The following is a 21,880-nucleotide window of genomic DNA, read 5'->3' on the forward strand; positions in this document are numbered from 1 at the left end:
TATTAAATTAATTTTGGTATAAATTAATGAGTGATTTAGCTCAACAAATTGTTGCTCTTTCTCCAGAGCAACGGAAATTATTGGAAAAGCGACTCAAGCAGAGAGGTTTGAGTTCTCTAAAAACGTCAGAAATTTATAAAAGAAAAGATTCTAACGCGTTACCTTTATCCTTTTCCCAGCAACGGCTATGGTTTGTTCAGCAATTAGACCCTGACAACAGTAATTACAATATTTTTAGTGCTTTACGCCTTGAGGGTCAGCTGAATGCCGCATTGCTAGAACAGGTATTTACCGAGATTGTCAGGCGTCATGAAAACTTGCGAGCAACTTTTATTAGTAATTCAGAAGGGCAACCAATCCAGGTTATTGGTTTAACACAGCCATTAAAATTACCGATAGTGGATTTGAGGGATACACCCATAACAGAGCGGGAGATTCAGCGCCTCGCTAAAGAAGAAGCTCACCGACCCTTTGACTTAACGAAACCATTATTGCGATTTACTCTTTTACAGTTGAGAGAGACAGAATCTGTGCTGTTCTTGACAATACATCACATTATTTCTGACAACTGGTCTCTGGGGATATTTGTTCGGGAGATGAAAGTACTCTACGAAGCTTTTGCTAGTGGGAAGTCTTCCCCCTTACCCGAACTTCCAATCCAGTATGCAGATTGGGCAGCTTGGCAACGCCAATGGCTACAGGGAGAGGTGCTGGAAACTCAGGTGGCTTACTGGAAACAGCAGTTGGCTAATCTTCCTATTTTAGAACTGCCAACAGACAGACCTCGACCAGCTATTGCAACATACCAAGGCGCACGGCAACCTTTTGTATTATCTAAATCTCTATCTGATGCTCTTAAGGCTTTGAGTGCAAAAGAAGGGGTTACACTGTTTACATTATTGTTGGCAGCATTTAAGGTTCTGCTGCATAGGTACACTAGCCAGGATGACATTTTTGTAGGTACAGATATTGCCAATCGCAATCGAGTTGAGATAGAGGGATTAATTGGTCTTATAATTAACACCTTGGTATTACGTACCAATGTGTCTGGGAATCCTGCTTTTCGCGAGTTGCTCAGTCGGGTGCGTGAGGTAATGCTGGGGGCTTATGCTCATCAAGACTTGCCCTTTGAGAAACTGGTTGAGGTTCTGAATCCAGAGCGAAACCTGAGCCAAATGATGCCCCTATTTCAAGTTGGATTTAGTTTACAGTTAGCACCAGTAGAACATTTAGAGCTTTCGGATCTAACCATCAGCCCTTTGACTATTGACAACGAGACAGCAAAGTGTGAACTGCGCTTTAACCTCAGGGAAACAGATCAAGGACTAACAGTACTGGCGGAATACAGTACTGATCTGTTTGATGCCATCACGATTACTCGGATGCTAGGGCATTTTCAGACTTTGTTGGAGGGCATTGTTGCCAATCCAGAGCAGCGACTTTCGGAGTTACCATTGTTAACACAACCTGAGCGGCAGACTCTGCTGGTAGAGTGGAATGATACTCAGGCTGAGTACCCATCAGACCAATGCATCCATCAGTTGTTTGAAGCTCAGGTAGAGCGATCGCCAGATGCTGTGGCAGTGGTCTTTGAAGATGAGCAGCTAACCTATCGGGAACTGAATGCCAGAGCTAATCAGCTAGGACAATACCTGAGAAAGCTAGGAGTGAAACCAGAAGTACTGGTGGGGATTTGTGTGGAGCGATCGCTCGATATGGTCATCGGACTGTTAGGCATCCTCAAAGCAGGTGGTGCTTATGTACCCCTTGACCCCACTTATCCTCAGGAACGCTTGGCTTTCATGTTAGAAAACTCTCAACCAAGCGTGTTGTTAACACAACAGCACCTAGTTGAGAGTCTACCAACTCACAGGGCTAAAGTCGTTTGCCTAGACAGCAACTGGGAACTCATCGCTCAACAGAGCATAGAAAACACTATTTGCAACATCATCCCCGATAACCTCGCTTACGTCATCTACACCTCTGGCTCAACTGGTAGACCAAAGGGAGCAATGAATAGCCACCGAGGAATCTGTAATCGCTTACTGTGGATGCAAGACGCTTACCAATTAACCGTAATAGATAAGGTTTTGCAGAAGACACCCTTCAGCTTCGATGTGTCAGTCTGGGAATTTTTCTGGCCGTTAATCACAGGTGCGTGTCTAGTGGTGGCTCAACCAGAGGGGCATCGAGACACTAACTACTTGGTTAATTTGATAACACAGCAGCAAATTACGACCTTACATTTTGTCCCTTCCATGCTGCAATTGTTTCTAGAAGCAGAAAATATTGAAACTTGTAAATGTCTCAAACGGGTAATAGCGAGCGGTGAGGTATTGCCAGTCCAACTGGAAAAAGGGTTTTTTAACCGTCTTGATGCTGAATTATACAATCTTTATGGTCCAACGGAAGCTGCCGTAGATGTCACTTATTGGGCATGTATACACCAAAGCAGTCCTAAAGACAATAGCATTACACATCAAAACACAGTTCCCATCGGTCATCCGATTGCTAATATCCAGATTTATTTACTTGATGAGTATCTAAACCCTATTCCTGTAGGCGTAACGGGCGAAGTGTATATCGGTGGTGTAGGAGTAGGCAGGGGTTATCTGAACAGTCCCGAACTAACAGCACAAAGATTTATCCCTAACCCTTTTAGCTCTCAATCGGCGACACGTTTGTACAAGACAGGGGATTTAGGACGCTATTTGCCTAATGGAGAAATTGAGTACATTGGTCGTATTGACCACCAAGTTAAAGTCCGTGGTTTCCGCATTGAACTGGGAGAAATTGAAGCTTACCTCAGCCAACACCCAGCAATACGAGAAACTGTAGTTGTCGTTCGCTCAGACTCAGCCGATTCTCAACGAATAGTCGCCTATGTTGTTCCTCAAAAAGAGCAAACACTAACAATAACTGAACTGCGTGGCTTCCTAGAATCGAAACTGCCAAACTACATGGTGCCAACAGCTTTTGTGATCCTAGAAGCACTACCTCTGACACCTAATGGTAAAGTGGATCGTAAAGCACTGCCAGTGCCTGATGCAACACAGCTACTATTCGATTTTACTCCTCCTTCCACACCAATAGAGCAGATGCTAGCAGGAATCTGGGCAGAGGTGCTTGGTCTTGAAAAAGTAGGCATTCATCATAACTTTTTCGAGTTGGGAGGACACTCCCTGCTAGGGACTCGCGTTATTTCCCAGGTGCGGCAAGTTTTTCAGCAAGAACTTCCTTTACGTCGTTTATTTGAACAACCAACAATAGCTGGGCTAGCCAAAGAAATTCAAAAAGCCACCAAGGCAGTCCTGGGACTAGAAACGGCAAACATTGAGCGAATTTCCCGCTCGCAAAAGTTACCCCTATCCTTTGCCCAACAGCGGTTATGGTTCCTTGCCCAATTAGAACCAAACAGCCCCTTCTACAACATCCGTGCTGCCGTTCGCCTACAGGGACAATTGAACCAAGAAGCACTACAACAAAGTTTTAACGAAATTCTACGCCGCCACGAAACGTTGCGAACAAATTTTCAGACAACAGAAGGAGAACCTGTAGCAATTATCTCATCAGTCACACCGCTACTGTTGTCCGTAGTAGATATTAGTGAGTTATCTTCAAATCAACAACAAGCTCAAGTCAGACAGCTAGCAAACTTTGAAGCGCAACAAGCATTTGACCTCAACAATGACCTCTTGCTGCGGGTAAAACTACTATGCCTTGGAGAACAAGAGCACATAGTACTACTGACGATGCACCATATTACTTCTGACGCTTGGTCAATCGGCGTACTAGTGCGTGAATTGGCAACACTTTATCAAGCCTTCTGTACTGAGCAACCTAGCCTGCGGCACGCTACACTAACACAGTTAGCTGAACTGCCAATCCAATATGCAGACTTCGCAGCTTGGCAGCGGCAATGGCTACAAGCAGAGGTACTACAATCCCAGATATCCTACTGGAAAAAGCAGTTGGAGGGCGCACCAAGGCTACTAGAGTTACCCACTGACCACCCACGTCCTGCCGTTCAGACATTTCGGGGTGCTAGTTATTCATTTGAGCTATCTCAAGAACTATCACAAGCCTTGAATAAATTGAGCCAGCAGCAAGGATGTACTTTATTTATGACCCTGCTAGCAGCTTTTCAGACTCTACTATGGCGATACACAGGGCAAGAAGATATTGTGGTGGGTTCGCCGATCGCCAACCGCAACCGGGCCGAGATAGAAGGGTTGATTGGATTTTTTGTCAATACCCTGGTACTAAGAACGAACTTGGCAGGTCATCTCACGTTTAAGGAGCTACTGACTCGCGTGCGGGAAATGGCACTAGGAGCCTATGCTCACCAGGATTTGCCCTTTGAAAAACTAGTTGAGGAACTGCAACCACAGCGTTCTTTGAGTCACACGCCACTGTTTCAAGTGATGTTTGTACTTCAAAATGCACCAATGTCCGCGTTAGAATTGCCGGGTTTGACTTTAAGTCCCCTGGAAAGTGAGAGTGGTAGTGCTAAGTTTGATTTGACTCTATCCATCAAGGAAACAGCACAGAGATTAGTTTGCAGCTTAGAATACAATACTGATTTATTCGAGAAAAGTACCATCAGCCGGATGGCAGAGCATTTGCAAACGTTACTCTCTGGGATTATTGCTAATCCACAGCAGTGTTTGTCGAACTTACCACTGTTGACTCAAGCCGAGAAGACGCTGCTAGTACAGTGGAATGATACCTCTGTTGAGTATCCCCAACACCAGTGCATCCATCAGTTATTTGAGGCTCAGGTGGAGCGATCGCCTGAAGCTATAGCAGTGGTGTTTGAAGACCAACAGTTGACCTATAAGGAACTAAACTCAAAAGCAAATCAACTAGCACATTATTTGCAAAAGCTAGGTGTAGGACCAGAGGTACTGGTGGGAATTTGTGTGGAGCGATCGCTTTCTATGGTCATTGGACTTTTAGGCACCCTCAAAGCGGGTGGTGCTTATTTACCGCTTGATCCTACTTATCCTAAAGAGCGACTAGCTTTTATACTAGAAGACGCCCAACTGCCAGTATTGCTGACTCAAGGACACTTAGTGGAGGCTTTGCCCCAAGACAAAGCTAAAGTTATTTGTTTAGATACTAATTGGCAGACTATTGCCCAGCAAAGCCAGGAAAATTCAGTTACCTCAGTAACTACTGCTAACAATCTAGCTTATATCATTTATACCTCTGGCTCAACTGGCAAACCCAAAGGTGTGCAAATTCCTCACAGCGCTTTGAGCAACTTTTTGCACGCGATGCGGCAAACACCAGGGCTAACTGAGCAAGATACCTTATTAGCAGTTACCACCTATTCCTTCGATATTGCCGCATTAGAACTCTTCCTTCCCATCACAATAGGTGCCCGCTTGGTAGTCCTCAGCCGGGAAATTGCCTCGGATGGAACACGCTTGTTGGCAAAACTTACTGACTCAAATGCTACAGTCATGCAAGCGACACCAGCTACTTGGCAGCTACTTTTGGTAGCAGGTTGGGGTGGGAATCATCAATTGAAAATCCTCTGTGGCGGAGAAGCCTTACCTGGATACCTAGCCAATGAGTTACTCAAGCGGTGTGACTCGCTGTGGAATATGTACGGTCCTACCGAAACCACCATTTGGTCAGCAGCTTGCTTGGTAGAAACTGTCAGCAGTATTGTACCAATTAGTCACCCGATCGCCAATACACAATTCTATATCTTAGACCAACACGATCAGCTAGTTCCTGTTGGAGTGCCTGGAGAACTGCACATAGGTGGGAATGGACTAGCTCGTGGCTATTTAAACCGCCCTGAATTAACAGCAGAAAAATTCATTCCCAATCCCTTTAGCGAACAACCTGCGACACGCCTGTACAAAACAGGAGATTTAGCACGCTATTTGCCCAATGGAGAGATAGAGTACATTGGTCGCATCGATCACCAAGTTAAAATTCGTGGTTTTCGCATTGAACTCCCAGAAATTGAAGCAGTCATTAGCCAACACCCAGCAGTGCGAGAAGTTGTACTTGTCGTCCACTCAGACTCAGCCGATTCTCAACGAATAGTCGCCTATGTCGTACCTCAAAAAGAGCAAACACTGACAATAACTGATCTGCGGGAATTTCTGGAGTCAAAGTTGCCCAATTACATGGTGCCAGCAGCTTTTATCATGCTGGAAGCACTACCCCTCACTCCTAATGGTAAAATTGATCGCAAAGCGCTGCCTGCACCTGATACAACACGTCCGGAATTAGAAGTAGTTTATCACCCACCCCAAACTGAAGTAGAAAAAACTATTGCCAATATCTGGGAAGAAGTACTTCATCTTGAAGACTTAGGAATTCATGATAACTTCTTTGAACTCGGTGGTCATTCATTGCTCTTGGTTCAGGTTCATAGCAAGTTACAAAAAATATTTGAGCTAAATTTTCCCTTGGTGGAAATGTTTCAATATCCGACTATCAGCCATCTAGCTAAATATCTTAGTCAGGAATCAAACCAACAAGAGTCTCTTACACAACATTCTCGTCGCCGTGAAAACCGAACAGCGTCAGTACAACAACGCAAACAAGCTAGGAAAGAACATCGTTCAGCGACAAAGCCCAAGGGTGTTTAATCACAATAATTAAGTAAAAAACAAAATTATTTCAGGATAAGATATGACATTAAGCAAACAAGAAATGCAGAGCCAAAATTACTTTTTCGAGACTGAACAAGCATTAAATTATGATATTCAAAAACAAGTAATGCAACTGTTTAGTTCATCAAGCCAGACAATATCTATTGCTCAAAAAATAGATAAAATATTTGATAATCTTTCTGAAGATGTTTTAAACACGATTGATACCAACACTTGCATTGATTTAGATTCTTTATTAGGAAGCTTTTCTGATAGTCAAATACCTGTTCAACCTATTGATTTTGAGAGCTATCTCAAATGCTTAGGCAACAATGTTGTTGCTCATTCAATAAATACATCCTCGCCACGATTTATTGGTCACATGACCTCGGCGCTTCCTTCCTTTGTGCGTCCTCTGGCAAAATTGATGACGGCAATGAACCAAAATGTTGTCAAAATAGAGACTGCTAAAGCCCTAAGCTTCTGTGAACGCGAAGCTTTGGCGATGTTGCATCGACTAATTTACAACTTTTCTGATAATTTCTATGCTCAACACATTCAAAATAACCTGAGTACACTGGGAATTTTGGTTTCCGGTGGGACAGTGGCAAATATCACAGCGCTTTGGTGCGCCCGAAATGCGATTTTGGGAGCGAAAGATGAGTTTCTTGGTGTAGAAAAAGAAGGTTTAGCCGCAGCTCTAGATTTCTACGGCTACAAAGGAGCAGTGATTATTGGCTCTGACTTGATGCATTACTCTTTTGATAAAGCTGCGGATTTGATGGGAATTGGTACACAGAGTTTAATTAGAATTCCCACTGACAGCAACAATCGAGTTGACATCCAAGCGCTACGCCAAGCTGTTGTGGAGTGTCGTGCTCAAAACTTGTTGATCATTGCTATTGTAGGCATTGCTGGCACTACAGACTCAGGTGGGGTGGATTCACTCTTCGATATTGCCGAGATTGCACAAGAAGCTCACGTTCATTTTCACGTAGATGCTGCTTGGGGTGGGCCACTCATTTTTTCTGAACAACATCGGCATAAGCTTGCTGGCATCGAACGGGCTGATTCAGTAACTATTGACGGGCATAAACAACTCTACTTGCCAATGGGCATTGGTATGGTCTTTCTGCGAGATCCGCATCTGGCAACAGCGATCGAAAAGCAAGCTAGCTACACTATGCGTAAAGGGTCATTTGATTTAGGTAAACGTGCTTTAGAAGGTTCTAGGCCGGGTATGGCTTTATTTTTACATGCTGGGCTAAATCTAATCGGACTTAAGGGATATGAATTTTTGATTGATGAAGGTATTCGGAAAACTGAATATATGGCAGACCGGATCTGTACCATGCCTGAGTTTGAGTTGTTAGCAAAACCTAATACTAACCTGCTTCTATATCGCTACATTCCAGAGCCATTGAGAGAGCTTGTTATCAAAAAGCAGTTGACTGAAATCGACAATCAACGAATCAATAAATTTAATGAATGCTTGCAGAAACTTCAGCGCCAAATTGGTCATACGTTTATTTCAAGAACGACAAAATCAATCACCAGCTTTGGCAAAGAAATCCCGATTATTGCTCTGCGTGCAGTGATTGCCAATCCGTTAACTAAAGAAGAAGATATTGATGCAGTTTTAAATGATCAGATTCAAATTGCTGCAAAAATTTCAATCTGAATTCTGGCGACTGACACCTTGATTTGGTTTGGTAATTTAAAACTGTTTTATCTGATGAATATGTTGAATAGTATTAATAACTTAAATGCTCAAGAAGAAATAGCTATCATCGGTACGGCAGGTCGTTTTCCCGGAGCTAAAAACGTTGATGGTTTTTGGCAAAACATCCGAGATGGTGTAGAGTCTATTTCTTTTTTCACAGATGAGCAGCTAGTATCTGCTGGAGTAAATCTAACATTGCTGAATGACCCTCTGTACGTAAAAGCAGGCGGTGTACTAGAAAATATAGAGTTGTTTGATGCTTCATTTTTTGGCTTTTCCCCTAGAGAAGCTGAAATTACAGACCCACAACACCGTCTTTTCCTAGAATGTGTTTGGGAAGCTTTAGAAAATGCTGGCTACAACTCCCAAACCTATAATGGTCAAATTGGTCTTTTCGCTGGTGTAGCTGCGAGTAGCTATCTGCTTACAAACTTATATCCCAATCGGGACTTTATGGAATCAGTAGACAGCTACCAACTTGTGATTGGAAACGATAAGGATTTTTTGCCCACGCAAGTTTCTTACAAATTAAACCTAAAGGGGCCTAGCATCAATATTCAGACTGCCTGCTCTACCTCCTTGGTTGCTGTCCATTTAGCCTGCCAAAGTTTACTAAATGGTGAAAGTGATATGGCTTTGGCTGGTGGCGTTTCCATAGGAGTGCCGCAAATATCTGGTTATCAATATCAAGAAAGCGGAATTCACTCTCCTGATGGACACTGCCGAGCTTTTGATACAAACGCTAAAGGCACTAATGGCGGCAGTGGTTTAGGTGTGGTGGTCTTGAAAAGATTAGAGGATGCGATCGCAGATGGCGATTTAATTCATGCGGTTATCAAAGGTTCGGCTGTCAATAACGATGGTTCTTTAAAGGTTGGATATACAGCCCCCAGTGTTGATGGTCAAAGGGAGGTCATTTTAGAAGCCCTTGCCTTAGCTGGAGTTGAACCTGAGACTATCACATATGTGGAAGCACATGGTACTGCAACTCCGTTAGGAGACCCTATTGAAATCAAAGCTCTTACACAAGCTTTTCGTACTAGTACAAACGAAAAAAGTTTTTGTGCCATTGGTTCAGTAAAAACAAATGTCGGACATTTGAATACAGCAGCAGGTGTCACTGGCTTAATCAAAACAGTAGAAGCACTGAAGCATAAACAAATACCCCCCAGTTTACACTTTAATAAACCCAATCCTCAAATAGATTTCGCCAATAGCCCTTTCTACGTCAATACTAAGCTGTCGGAGTGGGAAACCAACGGCACTCCTCGCCGAGCAGGTGTCAGTTCTTTCGGTATTGGTGGGACTAACGCCCATGTGATCTTGGAAGAAGCCCCAGTTGTTGAACCCTCAAGTACTTCCCGCCCTTGGCAATTGTTGCTGCTCTGTGCTAAAACCACCACAGCCCTGGAAACTACCACAGCTAATTTAGCTAGTTACTTCCAGCAACATCCTAATATTAGTCTGCCCGATGTGACTCACACCTTGCAAGTGGGTCGTCGAGCATTTGACCACCGCCGCATAGTGGTTTGCCAGGACTGGGAGGATGCAGTCAAAGTGCTGACATCCCAAAACCCGCAACGTGTTTTCACATACCACCAGAAACCCACTCATCGTCCAGTCATCTTCATGTTTTCTGGACAAGGGGCGCAATATGTGAATATGGCACGGGAACTGTACGAAATTGAACCTACATTGCGTCAGCACGTAGATATCTGTGCTAGCATTCTCCAACCGTTGCTCAATCAAGACATCCGCCATATACTCTTTCCAGACGAACAACTCCTTGAAACTGCTACTCAAAAATTACAACAAACAGCAATCACCCAAAGCGCACTGTTTGTCATTGAGTACGCATTAGCACAGTTGTGGATGGAATGGGGAGTGCATCCAGAGGCGATGATTGGTCATAGCATTGGGGAATATGTTGCAGCGACAATTGCAGGTGTATTCTCTCTAGAAGATGCTTTAGGGATTGTGGCAAAAAGGGGACAATTGATGCAACAGTTGCCCAGAGGAAGTATGCTTGCGATTCCACTTTCACCTGAAAAAGTGCAAGCGATTTTGGATGTACAGACGGTGGATGGCGCATCTGTAGAAATAGCAGCCATCAACAGTCCATCCTCATGCGTAGTTTCTGGTTCGGTTGATGCTATAGCCACATTCCAACAGCAATTATCCTCACAAGAAATAGAATGTCGGCTATTGCATACATCTCATGGGTTTCATTCTCTGATGATGGAACCAATCTTAGAACCATTCGTGCAAGCCGTGAACAAAGTGAAGCTAAACCCACCGCGTATTCGCTTCATTTCCAATGTGACTGGTACGTGGATTACAGATGAGCAAGCAACAAATCCCGCTTACTGGGGTCAACATCTGCGACAAACTGTCAGATTTTCAGATGGGATATCTCAATTGTTACAACAGTTTGAAGGTGTTTTCTTGGAAGTTGGCCCTGGGCGAACATTAAGCACATTAACAAGGCAACATCTCTTGCCAGAAGCAAAACAAATTGTGCTAACTTCTTTAGCTCATGTTAAAGAAAAACAATCAGATGTTAGCTTTTTGTTACAGACATTAGGTCGGCTGTGGCTTTCTGGTGTAGAGATAGATTGGTCAGGATTTTATACTCATGAGCAGCGTCATCGTCTGCCTTTGCCTACCTATCCCTTTGAGCGACAAAGATACTGGATTGATCCTAAAAAACAAGGAATTGATGAGCGTCCTACTCCAGTGTCAATCGGTAAAAAGCCCGACATTGCCGACTGGTTCTATATTCCTTTTTGGAAACCATCTTTACCTCCAGTACCCCTCAATCAGGAGAAATTAGCAGAGCAAAAATCCTGTACTTTGGTGTTTATCGATGAGTGTGGTTTAGGTAATAAACTAGTTCAACAATTGGAACAACAAAACCAGGATGTCATTACTGTAAAAGTGGGAGGTGAGTTCACCAAGCTAAACGAGTGCCAGTATACGCTCAATCCTCAAAACAATTATGATTACGATGCCTTAATCAAAGAACTTCTCACACAACAGAAGTTGCCAAAGACAATTCTTCATTTGTGGAGTGTCACACCTGTTGGTAACAAAGAATTAGAACTTGAAGAAGTTGACAAAGCTCAAGCAACAGGATTCTACAGTTTGCTATTTCTTACCCAAGCTCTGGGAAGACAGGAAACTACAGATGATTTTCAAATTATAGTTATTTCTAACAACTTACAGCCAGTCACAGGAACTGAGGTGCTTTGTCCAGAAAAAGCAACTTTACTGGGACCAATTAAAGTGATATCTCAAGAATACTCGAATATCAATTGTCGGAGTATTGATGTTATTCTTCCTGTTAGTGGAAGTTGGCAAGAGGAAAAACTCACAGAAAGATTAGTCGCAGAATTGACAGTTCCCACCTCTGACAAAGTGATTGCTTACCGAGGTATTAATCGCTGGGTACAAACTTTTGAGCCAGTGCGCTTTGATGAAGCGAAAATTGTCAAGACACGATTAAGGGAACAGGGAGTCTATCTGATTACAGGTGGACTCGGAGGTATCGGACTTGTGATAGCAGAATACTTGGCTAAAACTGTACAAGCAAAACTGCTGTTGATCGGACGTTCTGCTTTCCCCAATCGAGATGAGTGGGAACAATGGTTGCTTACTCATGACGAAACTGATAGCACCAGCCGCAAGATTCTCAAAGTGCAACAACTCGAACATCTGGGTGCTGAAGTGTTGGTGGTGAGTGCTGATGTGAGCAATAGAGAACAAATGCAAAAGGCGATCGCTCAAGCTCAACAGCAGTTTGGTAAACTTAACGGTGTCATCCACGCTGCTGGAATTCTTGGAGGCAAATCTTTTGCAGCTATTGAAAAGATCAGCAAAACTGATTGTGAGCAGCAGTTTCAACCAAAAGTAGATGGACTCTTAGTATTAGAAAAAGTTTTGCAAGACAGAGAGCTTGATTTTTGTTTATTGCTATCTTCTGTATCATCTATTTTAGGAGGATTAGGATTTGTTGCCTACTCAGCAGCCAATCTCTTCATGGATGCTTTTGTACACCAACATAATCAAAATTATCCTATTTCGTGGATCAGCGTCAGTTGGGATGGCTGGCAATTTGAAAAAGAAAACAAACAAAGTACATCGTTGAGTGCAAGTGTGGCGGAATTGGCTATGCAGCCAGAAGAAGGTGTCAAAGCTTTTCAAAAGATTTTGAACTGGTGTGAATTTAATCATGTCGTTATCTCGACTGGAGAACTTCAAGCGAGGATTAATCAATGGATTAAGCTAGAAAAAGCAGTTAGCCAACAAGCCAATTCATTATCACTCCATCCCAGACCTGATTTAGAAAATCTCTACATAGCTCCCATAAATGAAGTTGAGCAAAAGATTGCTAACATCTGGCAAGAAGTTCTGGGGATTAAAGAGGTTGGGAGGAATGATAATTTCTTTGAATTAGGAGGAGATTCACTACTCATAATTCAGGTTCGTAGTAAACTTCTAAAAACCTTAAACAAAAATTTATCGATCGCTGACCTCTTTGAGCATTCAACTATAGGTGCTTTGGTAGAAAATATTAGCGCAAAACAGGTTGAAGAACCAACATTTCAGGAAGCTGATGAACGCGCCAGCAAAAAAGAAGCGGCTATGCAAGAAAAAAGACAATTAATGAAACAAAGGAGGAAGGCAGATGGATAATCAACAAATCCACGATTCCATCAAAGGCATAGCCGTAATCGGTATGGTCGGTCGTTTTCCTAAAGCCAAAGGTGTTGATGAATTTTGGAAGAATTTGTGCAATGGACAGGAGTCCATTTCTTTCTTCAGTGATGAAGAATTAAAAGATTCAGGGATAGACCCAGCATGGCTGCGTGACCCTCAATATGTAAAAGCCGCTGCTCGTCTTTTTGACATTGAAATGTTTGATGGTTCCTTCTTCGATATCTCGCCAAGAGAAGCCGAAATCATGGACCCGCAACACCGTATTCTCCTTGAGTGTGCCTGGGAAGCGCTAGAAAATGCTGGTTATGACCCTGAAGCAGGTAAAGGATTGACTGGTGTTTATGTGGGAACCAACCTGAGTAGCTATTTTCTCAGGAATTTGAATTCCCACCCTGACCTCATCAAATCAATGGGTCTTTCAACTGCACTAAGCAATAGTCAAGATTATGCAGCCACACGAGTTTCATATAAATTGAACTTGAAGGGCCCAAGCATCAACATTAGTACGGCTTGCTCCACGTCATTGGTAGCTGTTCACTCGGCTTGCCAAGGATTGCTAAACTATGAGTGCGATCTGGCTTTGGCAGGTGGTATTTCAATACAGTCTCTGCAAAAACAAGGTTATTTCTATGAACAAGGGGGTATCAATTCTCCCGATGGTCACTGTCGCGCCTTTGATGCTAAAGCACAGGGAACTATTTTCGGTGACGGGGTGGGCATTGTCGTGCTTAAGAGATTAGAGGATGCCTTAGCAGACGGTGACTTTATTCACGCAACAATCAAAGGTTCAGCCATCAATAACGATGGTGCAATGAAAGTGGGTTATACAGCTCCTAGTGTAGTTGGTCAAGCTCAGGTTATTGCCGAGGCTCAGGCGATCGCTGGGTTTAATCCGGAGACAATTACCCACATCGAAACTCACGGAACTGGTACAGCCCTGGGAGATCCTATTGAAATTAGTGCCCTTAAGAGAGTATTTGAAGCTGGTACTAAAAAGAGGGGCTTTTGTGCCATTACTTCAGTAAAGACCAATGTTGGACATCTCAATAGTGCTGCTGGTGTCACTGGCTTAATCAAAACAGTCATGGCACTGAAAGATAAGATGATTCCACCTAGCTTGCATTTTGAACAACCCAACCCTGAGATAGACTTCACTAACAGTCCTTTCTACGTCAATACTAAGCTGTCGGAGTGGGAAACCAACGGCACTCCTCGTCGAGCAGGTGTCAGTTCTTTCGGTATTGGGGGGACTAACGCCCATGTGATCTTGGAAGAAGCCCCAGTTATTGAGCCTTCAAGTACTTCCCGCCCTTGGCAATTGTTGCTGCTTTGTGCCAAAACCAGTACAGCCCTGGAAACTACCACAGCCAACTTAGCTACTTACCTCCAGCAAAATCCTGATTTGCAATTCCCTGATGTCGCTTACACTCTACAGGTAGGTCGTCGAGATTTTGACCATCGTCGTATGGTAGTTTGTCATAATCAAGATGAAGCAGTCGAAATGCTGACATCCCAAGACGCGCAACGTGTTTTCACATACCACCAGAAACCCACTCATCGTCCAGTCATCTTCATGTTTTCTGGACAAGGGGCGCAATATGTGAATATGGCACGGGAACTGTACGAAATTGAACCTACATTTCGTCAGCACGTAGATATCTGTGCTAGCATTCTACAACTCCATCTCAATCAAGACATCCGTCATATACTCTTTCCAGACGAACAACTCCTTGAAACTGCTACTCAAAAACTACAACAAACAGCAATGACTCAAAGCGCACTGTTTGTCATTGAGTACGCCTTAGCACAGTTGTGGATGGAATGGGGAGTGCGTCCAGAGGCAATGATTGGTCATAGCATTGGGGAATATGTTGCAGCAACAATTGCAGGTGTATTCTCTCTAGAAGATGCTTTAGGGATTGTCGCCAAGAGGGGACAATTGATGCAACAGTTGCCCACAGGAAGTATGCTGGCGATCGCACTGACAGCAAAAGATGTCCAATCCCTTTTGGATGTACAGACGATGGATGGCGCATCTGTAGAAATAGCAGCCATCAACAGTCCATCCTCATGCGTAGTTTCTGGTTCGGTTGATGCTATAGCCACATTGCAAAAGCAATTATCCTCACAAGAAATAGAATGTCGGCTGTTGCATACATCTCATGGGTTTCATTCTGTGATGATGGAACCAATCTTAAAACCATTCGTGCAAGCCGTGAACAAGATGAAGCTCAATCCACCACGTATTCGCTTCATTTCCAATATGACTGGTACGTGGATTACAGATGAGCAAGCAACAAATCCTACTTACTGGGGTCAACATCTGCGACAAACTGTCAGATTTTCAGATGGAATATCTCAATTGTTACAACAGTTTGAAGGTGTTTTCTTGGAAGTTGGACCGGGGCGAACTTTAAGCACATTAACAAGGCAACATCTCTTGCCAGAAGCAAAACAAATTGTGCTAACTTCTTTAGCTCATGTTAAAGAAAAACAATCAGATGTTAGCTTTTTGTTACAGACATTAGGTCGGCTGTGGCTTTCTGGTGTAGAGATAGATTGGTCAGGATTTTATACTCATGAGCAGCGTCATCGTCTGCCTTTACCTACCTACCCCTTTGAGCGACAAAGATACTGGATTGATGCTAAATCTCCATCATCTTCAAGTAGCAAGCCAGTCACATTAGACAAAAGACAAGACATTGCTGATTGGTTCTATATTCCTTCATGGAAACGCTCTTTACTACCTCATTCAACCTCTGCATCTGGCGAAGAAACAGGGAATGAGGGATGGTTATTGTTTATTGATGAGTGTGGGGTTGGTTCTCAGTTAGTCAATAGACTTCAACAGAGTGGCAAAAATGTCATTGTGGTGAAGGTGGGAGAGCAGTTTACCAAATTGAGTCAAGGAATTTATGCTATTGATCCGCAAAACCACGATGACTATGATGCATTGTTCAAAGAACTGTTGAGATTAGGTAAAATTCCTCAAAATATTGCTCATTTGTGGAGTCTTAGTACTTTTGAAACTCGTCAATTGAGTGAGTATTTTGAATTCAACAGTTTGCTGTTTTTAATCCAGACTCTTAGTAGTCTCAAAATTAGCAACTCCTTGCAAATCTGGGTTATATCGAGTGAGATTCAAGAGGTTAATGGTAATGAGATTCTCAACCCGGAGAAAGCAACGGTGCTAGGTTTATGTAAGGTTATTCCTCAAGAATATTCCAATATCACTTGTCGGAGTATTGATGTTGTTTTAACGAACCGCCAAGACGAGTTTTGCCCTGACGGTAAAGTGTCCGTCATCAAGGGTGCAGAGATAGGAGGAAATTATGATAGTCATATTATTGACCAAATAATCAGTGAATTTACGGCTGTGTCGCCTGATTTAGTTGTTGCATATCGCGATCGCTACCGTTGGGTGCAAACATTTGAGTCAGTACGTTTAGAGTCAGCAGTTGCAGAAAAAATACCACTTTTGAAACAAGGTGTTTATCTATTTCCTGGGGGGCTGGAAAGTCTTGGAGTTGTCCTAGCCCAATATCTGGCAAAAACTCTACAAGCAAAACTCATATTTATCGAGAATTCCACTTTCCCAGAAAAGGAGGAATACTTGCAATGGCTTGAAACTCACAATACTGAAGATGAGGTGAGCCACAAAATCCAAACACTGCAAGAATTAGATAATTTGGATGTAGAAGTTTTGGTAGTGCGTGCAGATACAACTAACTATGAACAAATGCATCAGAGTCTAGCACCTGAGAAGATTGGTCAAATTCATGGAGTTATCTATTCAACTGGAAGAACACGCGAAAATATATTTGGCTCCATACCAGAAATTGGTCTGACAGAGTTAGGACAACTGCTTGATTCTCAACGTCAGAAGATAACTGTATTAGAAGAAGTTTTAGAGAATAGAAAGTTAGATTTTTGTATCATTCTTTCTTCTTTATCTTCAATTTTAGGAGGATTTGGGTTAGCTTTATACTCAGGAGTTAATCAGTTAACAGATACTTTTAGTCAAAGACATAATCAAACTAAATCTTTGCCTTGGAAAGTCATAAATTGGGATAAGTTACAACTCAATGTAATCCCAGAACAAAAAACACTTGGACAAGCATCTGGAATGGAATTAGCTATCACTGAGACAGAAAGTGTAGAAATATTTAAACGGATACTTTCTTTAGCAGAGGGAACTCAGGTTGTTGTTTCCACAGTAGATTTTCAAGCCAGGTGCGAGCGTACATTTCATCTCAACTCTCTACCAGATTCAAAATCTTCCAGTCAAGTAGACTCATCCTCAAGCTATTCTAGACCTAATCTTGGTAATTCCTATGTTGCTCCGAGTAACGAATTAGAAAAAAAAATTACCGAAATCTGGCAAGAAGTTCTAGGAATTGCACAAGTTGGTATTTATGACAACTTCTATGAATTGGGAGGAGATTCCCTGATTGCAACTCAGCTTGTTTCTCGATTGCGAGCAAACTTTCCAGTGGAATTACCACTGCGTGACCTTCTACTCCAAGCAATGATACCAGCTAAACAGGCAGAAATGATGGAACAACTTTTGTTAGAGAAAATTGAAGAATTATCTGACGAAGAAGTAGAACTTCTTTTGGTTAGTAAGTCGTAGTGTAGCCGTTCCCCCCTACTAGAATTTTTATAAAACTATTAACAATGGATAATAAATACTCTAACTTATCACCCGCCAAAAAAGCCCTTCTAGAGAAATGGAAGGGAGGTAATTTTCAAGCTGATACGATTCCCAAGCGACAAAGCTCGAACAATATTCCCTTGTCTTTCTCCCAACAAAGGCTATGGTTTATTGACCAACTTTATCACGGGAATCCCTTCTACAATATTCCCAGCGCCTTTCATTTAAAAGGACTACTTAATATTACGGCACTCCAGCAAAGTCTTAATGAAATTCTCAAGCGTCATGAAGTTTGGCGCACAACTTTTGCACTCGTAAATGGAGAGCCAGTGCAGGAGATTGCACCGGAATTAACTTGGGATCTACCTATAATCAACCTGGAACATTTATCTGGCAAAAATTGGGAAGGAGAGGTTAAACAATTTGCAGCCGAGGAAGCCAAAAAACCGTTCAATTTAGCGACTGGACTTCTCGTAAGAGCAACTTTACTGCGCTTGGGTGAGGAAGAACACGTTTTCCTTTTGACCATGCACCATATTATTACAGATGGATGGTCTATTGGTGTGTTCTTGCGGGAGTTGGCAAAGCTGTATGCAGCTTTCTCTACAAATCAGCCTTCTCCTTTACCTGAACTCCCCATTCAGTATGCAGATTTTGCAATTTGGCAGCGCGATCGCCTACAAGGTGAACTACTCAAAACCCAACTTAATTACTGGAAACAACAACTCAGTGGTGAATTACCTGTCCTACAGTTACCAACAGACCGTTCACGACCAAATGCTACCACTTTTGCTGGTGCTAAACAATATTTTACCTTCTCCAAAACCCTGACAGATGCACTAAGTCAATTCAGCCAGCGAGAAGACGCCACTTTATTCATGACTCTGCTGGCAGCATTTAATATATTGCTATACCACTACACAGAGCAAGAAGACATCCTCATTGGTTCTCCAATTGCAAACCGGAACCAAGCCGAACTAGAAGGAATGCTGGGTTTGTTTGTGAATACTTTGGTGTTGCGTAATAACCTCAGTGGCGATCCCAGCTTTCGGGAACTATTACATCGGGTGCGTGAGGTAACTCTCGATGCTTATGCACATCAAGATTTGCCTTTTGAAATGCTTGTAGAAGAATTGCAACCTGAACGAGACTTGAGCCGGAATCCACTTTATGAAGTGATGTTTGTCCTGCAAAATACCCCAATGTCGGTGCAAGAAGTTTCTGGTTTAACCTTGCGTACTTTGCAATTTGATAGCGGTACAGCACAGTTGGATATTTTCTTATCAATGTCTGAATCTCAACAGGGATTAACAGGGTTTTTGGAGTACAATACAGACATTTTTGATGAGGCAACAATTACTCGATTCATTAGTCATTTCCAAACTTTATTGGAACGCATTGTTACGAATCAAGAGCAACGTATTTCAGAATTATCACTACTGAGTGTTAAAGAGCGATCGCAACTATTATTTGAGTGGAGTCAGACTCATACAGATTATCCTCAAGATATCTCCCTTCATCAACTATTTGAGCAGCAATTAGAGCGATCGCCTGATGCATTAGCCTTAATTAGTCAATCAGAACAACTGACTTATCGCCAACTCAATCAGAGGGTTAATCAGCTAGCTCATTATCTACAAAAACAGGGTGTCATAAAGGAAACCCTCGTCGCCATTTGTCTGGAACGTTCACCAGAAATGGTCGTGGGGATTTTAGCTGTTCTCAAAGTTGGCGGTGCATATATTCCCCTCGATCCAAGTTATCCGATAGAGCGCCTTGCCTTCATGCTCTCTGATTCTCAAGCATCAGTGTTAATCACCCGACAAGAGATATTAGAAAAGCTCCCAGCTTCTTCAGCTAAAACTGTTTATTTGGACATCCATAAAAACGAAATTGCTGAAGAAGGTGAGGAAAATCTTATCAGTCCGTCAAAAGCTGATAATCTTGCCTATATTATCTACACTTCTGGCTCAACTGGAACTCCTAAAGGTGTTCTCGGAACTCATCGCGGTACAGTCAATGGCTTACACTGGTTGTGGAAAACTTATCCCTTCACAAAAGAAGAGGTTTGTTGTCAGAAAACAGCCATTAGTTTTGTAGACTCAGTATGGGAAATTTTTGCTCCCTTACTTCAGGGCATACCTACTGTTATTATTCCAGATGCAGTTGTACTAGACCCACAATTGTTCATAGAAACCTTAATACATCACAAAGTTACGCGGATTGTACTTGTCCCCTCACTACTGCATTTACTCCTAGATAATTACAATCATCTAATTAAGAATTTATCGCATTTGAAACTCTGGATAACGAGTGGAGAGGCGCTGTCTGTTAACTTAGTCCAAACTTTCTTCCAATTGATGCCATTTGCAAAGCTGATAAACCTCTACGGCTCATCGGAAGTTTCTGCTAATGTTACTTACTATGACACGAGCTTATTGCCAAAACAAGCAACTAGTATTCCTATAGGTCGTCCTATTGATAATACTCAGGTTTATGTATTGAATAGCCATTTGCAACTAACACCTGTGGGAGTTTTTGGTGAACTATATATTGGTGGTGATGGACTAGCAAATGGATATTTGCATCGGACTGAATTAACTCAAGAACGGTTTATTAATAATCCTTTTGTCCCAGGAAGCAAACTTTATAAAACTGGTGACTTAGTGCGCTATCTCAACGATGGTCATCTTGAGTATTTAGGGCGTCGTGATGACCAAGTAAAAATCCGTGGTTTCCGCGTGGAATTGGGAGAAATTGCAGATGCGATCGCACAACATAAAGATGTGCGAGAATCTGTTGTTATTGTCCAAGATGATCCTCAAAGCTCAAAGCGTCTGATTGCATATGTCGTCACGGATAAGCAAGACGTTGTGTCACAATTGTTGCATGAATTACAGAGGAAACTGCCGAATTACATGATACCATCTGCTTTCGTGGTATTGGATGCTCTCCCTCTGACACCCAATGGTAAAATTGACAAGCGATCTCTATCGAGAAGCCGCTTTGCGTCTACGCTTCTTCTCACCGACGATGGTATCCAACCAAACACTACGAAATCCTTCGTTGCTCCCCGAAATTTTACAGAATTGAGTTTGGTGAAAACTTGGGAAAATCTATTGAATACTAATTCAATTGGGGTAACAGATAACTTCTTTGACTTAGGTGGTCACTCGTTTTTAGCTGTACGCTTAATGGCTCAAATTCACGACCGATTTGGGCATAATCTTCCCTTGTCTACTCTTTTTGAAAACCCGACGATTGAAAGACTAGCCACTATTGTCACTCAGCCAGTCCGTGAGAGTTCCAATTCTCATCTGGTCGCAATTCAGTCAAATGGTGACAAGATTCCTTTCTTCTGTATGCATGGCGCTGGTGGAGGTGTTAATGCTTACTTTAAATTGTCCGCAAGGCTTGGTGAAGACTATCCATTTTATGCCTTACAAGATCCTTCCTCTGAAGAGGAACCAGAAATTATTTCTGTGGAGGAGACAGCATCTCGCTACCTCCAAGAAATTCGTCAGGTGCAACCGAATGGCCCTTATCTTTTAGGGGGTCATTGTTACGGTGGTGTCCTTGCTTTTGAAATAGCGCAACAATTGCAAAGGCAGGGTCAAACGGTAGGCTTGTTAGTTGTCATTGACGCTATATTAGCAGAAACTGTCATTAAACCAGCAGAGGATGATGATGCAAAATTCTTACTCCGCATGGCTGAATCGATAAAAACTAACAATAATATAGACTTTTCTCTTCCTTTTGAGGAACTGAGAGATTTGCCCGTAGATCAGCAATTTCATTTGGTAAATAAAAAAGCTAATTTCATCTTTAGCGATACAGAGATGAAAAATTTTCTCCGCCATTACAAACTTTTCAAAGCTCATGTCCAAGCCATGCGAGATTATGTTCCGCAAATTTATCCTCACTCTATGACTCTCATGAAAGCTAGGGAGGAAATTATTCATGACTTTGAAAGTCCAGAATTTCATACTGATGACCCGTTGCTAGGTTGGGGTAAATGTTCCAGCCAACCTATTGAGGTGGTTGAAGTTCCAGGGGATCATTTCTCGATATTCATCGAACCAAATATTCAGGAATTAGTTAAACTATTGAGAATTTATATTGATAATGCTCAGTACAGTGTAAAATAGAAAATAGCAGTAAACA

General features: G+C 42.4%; 5 protein-coding genes. All 5 read left to right on the top strand.

Translation table 11 applies throughout. The features are described from left to right. Positions 1-26: 26 nt before the first annotated feature. From V7K76_RS13430 to V7K76_RS13450, 5 genes are read left to right on the top strand one after another with little or no spacing between them, the layout of a single operon-like run. Complete coding sequence (locus V7K76_RS13430) at positions 27-6,617, top strand: amino acid adenylation domain-containing protein (RefSeq protein WP_334776169.1); 6,591 nt, start codon at positions 27-29, stop codon at positions 6,615-6,617. Between the two features lie 43 nt (positions 6,618-6,660). Next, a complete protein-coding gene (locus V7K76_RS13435; RefSeq protein ID WP_334776170.1) occupies positions 6,661-8,301 on the top strand; it encodes a pyridoxal-dependent decarboxylase in 1,641 nt (546 codons plus the stop codon). Between the two features lie 60 nt (positions 8,302-8,361). Next, positions 8,362-13,038, top strand: coding sequence for an SDR family NAD(P)-dependent oxidoreductase (locus V7K76_RS13440; protein ID WP_442936213.1), 4,677 nt, complete (start codon positions 8,362-8,364; stop codon positions 13,036-13,038). Next, entirely contained in the window at positions 13,031-17,695 is a 4,665-nt protein-coding gene (locus tag V7K76_RS13445) for a type I polyketide synthase (protein WP_335029810.1), read from the top strand. Before V7K76_RS13440 ends, V7K76_RS13445 begins: the two co-directional genes overlap by 8 nt. 44 nt (positions 17,696-17,739) lie before the next feature. After that, on the top strand, positions 17,740-21,864 hold the full coding sequence (locus tag V7K76_RS13450; protein WP_335029811.1) for a non-ribosomal peptide synthetase: 4,125 nt from the start codon (positions 17,740-17,742) through the stop codon (positions 21,862-21,864). Positions 21,865-21,880: the final 16 nt, after the last annotated feature.

Origin of the sequence: Nostoc sp. (assembly GCF_036917975.1) — a bacterium.
GTDB lineage: Bacteria > Cyanobacteriota > Cyanobacteriia > Cyanobacteriales > Nostocaceae > Nostoc.